The following is a 4,026-nucleotide window of genomic DNA, read 5'->3' on the forward strand; positions in this document are numbered from 1 at the left end:
AAGCCCGCTCCCACAGAACCCTTATCCTCCTTGAGGTCGATGCTGAATCCGTGGCAGCCGGTTTGCAGGCAGTCGCGTCAGAAGGCTCTGTGCCCCTTGTCCAATTGCTCATCCACCAGTGCCCGCCCATGGGCCAGCGACACATGCTGGGCATTTTCCAGGTCGGAGAAGAACTTCATCGGCATCGGGATGCGCTTGCTGGTATGCCCTTCAGGATCGGTGATCAGGCAGCCGGCGGCATAGGGCAGGGGAGAGTCGGGATGGGGCATCACGCTGGCGGTGATGGTGTGGTCGCGGTATTCACAGTGAAGAGATTGCATCGTCCTTACCTCGCTGTGGCGTATGAAGCGGTTACCTTCATATACCACAGCGAGTGGCCAGGAGTTCCCGGCCCGACGAGCGCGAGCCGATGAACGATCAGCCCTTGAGTTCGGCTGGCTGGATCACTTCGACCCAGTAGCCGTCCGGGTCCTTGATGAAGGCCAGGTGGTTCATGCGACCGTCGGCCAGGCGCTTCTGGAACGGCACGTTCAGCGCCTCGAAGCGGGCACAGGCTTCGCGCACGTCAGGCACGGAAATGCAGATATGGCCAAAGCCGCGCGGGTCGCTGTTGCCGTTGTGGTAGGCAAACTCAGGGTCGTTTTCAGTGCCGTGGTTGTGGGTCAGCTCCAGTACGCCCGGGATGGACTTCATCCACTGGTGGCGCTCGGCGTCGTCGGCGGGGACTTGCGCCGGGTCGACCAGGGCCAGGAAGTACAGGCTGAAGGCCGCTTCCGGGAAATCACGTTTGTCGACCAGGCGGAAACCCAGCACGCGGGTGTAGAAGTCCAGCGATTTCTCGATGTCCTTGACCCGCAGCATGGTGTGGTTGAAGACGAACTGGGCGGTGGCGGCGTCAGGTTGGGCGGTAACGCCCGGCAGGGTGTGCAGATCGTGCAGGCTCATGGGTACTCCAGAGACGTGGCTGGCGGCGGGGCCAGCAAAACAGACAGGAGGGCCATGATACGGCAGTGAAGCGATTGCGCAAATGAAAGCGCCCTGCACGAGGCAGGGCGCTGAAATAGAGGCCCGCATGTGCGGGCGCGTGGGGTCGCTAGTCCTTTAGCTGTCTCGATACTGGGCCAGCGGTTGTGAAAAAAGTGTGAAGCTGGCGTTGACGTTTCATCAGCGTACCCAGCGTTCCACCGTGGCGGCGCCGTACTGTTCTTTCCAGGCCTTGAGGCCGCGGTGGTTACCACCTTTGGTTTCGATCAGCTCGCCGGTATGCGGGTTTTCGTACACTTTCACCACGCGCGGGCGGCGCTGTTGTTTCGGCGCACTGGAGGCGCCGCGCGTCGCGGCTTTCGGGTCGAGGATGGCGATGATATCGCGCAGACTCTTGTCATAGCTTTTCATCAGGCCGACTAGTTTCTGCTCGAATTCGATTTCGCGTTTGAGGCCGGCATCCTTTTTCAGCGCCTCCAGTTGTGCCATTTGTTCCTGGAGCGCTTTTTCGGCAGCACGAAACTCTGCAAGTCTGGACACTGTAATCACTCCTGTACGTCTTCCGTGGCAGGGCGTGACGAACATTGATAAGGCATAAACGCCGGCCACGCGGGTGGGTCTAACTGTTCGCTGATATCGAGTGTAGTCACTTGTCGGGCACCGGTAAACCGCTAACTTTTTAGTGTAATTCGGGAACTTTGCTAGTTTTTCGAGCGGTAAATTCGAAGCGTTTTCCAGGCGCGGCCATTGAGTTTTAGACCATGGTCCAATAGCACGTACTAGAGCGTTTGCGCGATCATTTCAGATGATGGTTGGCGATTGTTCGACCCTCCCGCATCCGCGCCGCCTTGTTCGGCGCGGATTTGTTTTTTGCCTTTCTTCTGGATGTTCCCTCGCATGTTTGCCCCTTTCCCTCTCGCCCCCGGGCGCCGTGTTGCCGGCCTGTTGCTGTTGTGTGCCGGTGCCCAGGCCCAGGCCGCTGGTTTCCTTGAAGACAGTACTGCCAAGGTCGAAGCGCGCACTGTCTATTTCAACCGGGATTTTCGTGACGGCCATAGCAGTTCCAGTCAAGGCGCGTCGAAGCGTGAAGAAGCGGCACAAGGTTTCATTCTGAATCTGCAGTCCGGTTATACCCAAGGCCCGGTCGGCTTTGGTGTCGATGCATTGGGCATGTTCGGTTTCAAACTCGACTCCAGCCCGGCAGACAGTAACAGCGGCTTGTTGCCTTCTTCCGGCCATGACCCACGCCACTCTGCCGACCAATACGCGAAGATGGGCCTGGCGGCCAAGGTCAAGGTATCCCAGACCGTATTGAAATACGGATCGTCGATGCCGGATGTTCCGCTGTTGAAGTACAACGATGGCCGTCTGCTGCCAACCATGTTCCACGGCGCCCTGTTGACGTCCGAAGAAATTCGCGACCTCAAGTTCACCCTGGCCCGGTTCAACCAGTACACCGCACGGGATTCCAGCGACCGCCAGGACCTTCGCGTGCACTGCAAGAACAAGCGTTATGCCTGCAACATCGAGGCCGATCATTTCGATCTGGCGGGCCTGGACTACCGCTTCAGTGAGCGCTTCAGCGCCCAGTACCAGGTCGGCGAGCTGGAAAACATCTACCGCCAGCACTTCCTGGGCTTCGTCGCCAACCAGCCACTGCCGACCGGCAGCCTGTCGGCCGACCTGCGGCTGATCAAGAGTGATGATATCGGCAACGCCCATGCAGGTGAGATCGACCACCGTGCCTTCAGCGGCATGCTCGGCTACAGCCTGGGCGGCCACAAGGTCAGTGCCGGCTGGCAGCGCATGTACGGCGAAAGCGCCATGCCTTACCTGGATGGCACCAACCCGTACCTGGTCAACTATGCTCAGGTCAACGACTTCGCCGCTGCCCAGGAACGCTCCTGGCAATTGCGTTATGACTATGACTTCAAGGCGCTCGGTGTACCTGGCCTGACGTTCTTCACCCGCTACATCAACGGTGACCACATCAAGGTCCCGGGCAGCAACGCCGAAGGCAAGGAATGGGAACGCGACACCGAGTTCAAGTACCAGGTGCAGAGCGGCACGTTCAAAGATGTCAGCGTGCGCCTGCGTAACTCCACCTACCGCAGCAACTACGAGCAGTGGGCGCGGGACATGGACGAGACTCGGGTCATCGTCAGCTACAACTTCTCGATCTTCTGAGGTCGTTTTTGCCAAACCCCGGCGGCCGGCCGACAATGGCCGCTGGTTCTCCTCCAGGGTCAGGCGATGAAAGAGCTGCTGCTGATCGGTATCGGCCCGGGTGACCCACGGCAGGTCACTTATGAAGCTGTGGAGGCACTGCGGCGTGCCACGGTGTTTTTCGTGCTCGACAAAGGGGCCGATAAGGACCAGCTGGTACGTTTGCGCAAGGCCATCCTCGAGCGCTACCGGCCTGGAGGCGGTTATCGCCTGGTGCAGGTCGCAGACCCACGGCGCGATGCCGAGGCCGTCGACTATGTCGAAGCGGTGCATGACTGGCATCGCCAGCGGGCCGCCCTGTACGCCCGCCTGATCAGCGAAGAAATGCGCGCCGAGGACATCGGCGCTTTTCTGCTGTGGGGCGAGCCGGGCTTGTATGACAGCACCCTGCGCATGCTTGACCTGGTCCGCGAACGGGGCGTCGCGCTGCGCCTGCAGGTGATTCCCGGCATCAGCAGCGTGCAGGCGCTGGCAGCCCGGCACCAGATTCCACTCAACCGTATCGGCGAGCCGCTGACCGTGCTGCCCGGGCGTCGCCTGGCCGAGCAGGGTGTGATCGACAACGTGGTGGTGATGCTCGATGGGCAGTGTGCGTTTGCCGCGCTCGATGATCCTGGGCTGGTGATCTACTGGGGGGCTTACCTGGGAACGGAGGACGAAGTGCTGATTGCCGGGCCTTTGCAGGCGGTCAAGCAGCGCATCGTGCAGGTGCGGGAGGAGGCGAGGGTGCGCAAGGGGTGGATCATGGATACCTACCTGTTGCGGCGGGAGCTGTGATCAGCGGGTGCCTGTACCGGCCCTGTCGCCGGCAAGCCG

5 protein-coding genes are annotated in these 4,026 nt (G+C 60.6%); 2 read left to right on the forward strand and 3 right to left on the reverse strand.

Going from position 1 to position 4,026, the window contains the following annotated elements:
* Positions 1-77 precede the first annotated feature (77 nt).
* The 3 genes from PMI38_RS20300 to PMI38_RS20310 all read right to left on the reverse strand — a co-directional run bounded on the left by PMI38_RS20300 (position 78) and on the right by PMI38_RS20310 (position 1,524).
* A complete protein-coding gene (locus tag PMI38_RS20300; RefSeq protein WP_008097966.1) occupies positions 78-320 on the reverse strand; it encodes a hypothetical protein in 243 nt (80 codons plus the stop codon).
* A gap of 97 nt (positions 321-417) precedes the next feature.
* Positions 418-945 carry a lactoylglutathione lyase gene (gloA, locus tag PMI38_RS20305; RefSeq protein ID WP_008097968.1) on the reverse strand — a complete coding sequence of 176 codons (528 nt, stop codon included), beginning with the start codon at positions 943-945 and terminating at the stop codon, positions 418-420.
* Between the two features lie 219 nt (positions 946-1,164).
* Positions 1,165-1,524: a histone-like nucleoid-structuring protein, MvaT/MvaU family gene (locus PMI38_RS20310; protein ID WP_043274034.1), complete on the reverse strand. Its 360-nt coding sequence runs from the start codon at positions 1,522-1,524 to the stop codon at positions 1,165-1,167.
* 357 nt (positions 1,525-1,881) lie between these two features.
* Here PMI38_RS20310 and PMI38_RS20315 point away from each other — a divergent pair, with 357 nt between their 5' ends.
* Both PMI38_RS20315 and cobF read left to right on the forward strand, forming a co-directional pair.
* Positions 1,882-3,171, forward strand: coding sequence for an OprD family porin (locus PMI38_RS20315; protein WP_008097972.1), 1,290 nt, complete (start codon positions 1,882-1,884; stop codon positions 3,169-3,171).
* Positions 3,172-3,237: 66 nt separating this feature from the next.
* The gene (gene cobF, locus PMI38_RS20320; RefSeq protein WP_008097974.1) at positions 3,238-3,987 is read left to right on the forward strand and encodes a precorrin-6A synthase (deacetylating); all 750 of its coding nucleotides are present in this window, start codon (positions 3,238-3,240) and stop codon (positions 3,985-3,987) included.
* The last annotated feature ends 39 nt before the right edge of the window (positions 3,988-4,026 follow it).

The organism is Pseudomonas sp. GM84, from assembly GCF_000282535.1.
In the GTDB taxonomy this organism is placed as follows: domain Bacteria; phylum Pseudomonadota; class Gammaproteobacteria; order Pseudomonadales; family Pseudomonadaceae; genus Aquipseudomonas.

Excerpts from the sequence above, each read along its gene's own strand:
- PMI38_RS20315 (WP_008097972.1), top strand. The coding sequence starts at position 1,882 with ATGTTTGCCCCTTTCCCTCTCGCCCCCGGGCGCCGTGTTGCCGGCCTG.
- cobF (WP_008097974.1), top strand. The coding sequence starts at position 3,238 with ATGAAAGAGCTGCTGCTGATCGGTATCGGCCCGGGTGACCCACGGCAG.
- gloA (WP_008097968.1), bottom strand. The coding sequence starts at position 945 with ATGAGCCTGCACGATCTGCACACCCTGCCGGGCGTTACCGCCCAACCT.
- PMI38_RS20300 (WP_008097966.1), bottom strand. The coding sequence starts at position 320 with ATGCAATCTCTTCACTGTGAATACCGCGACCACACCATCACCGCCAGC.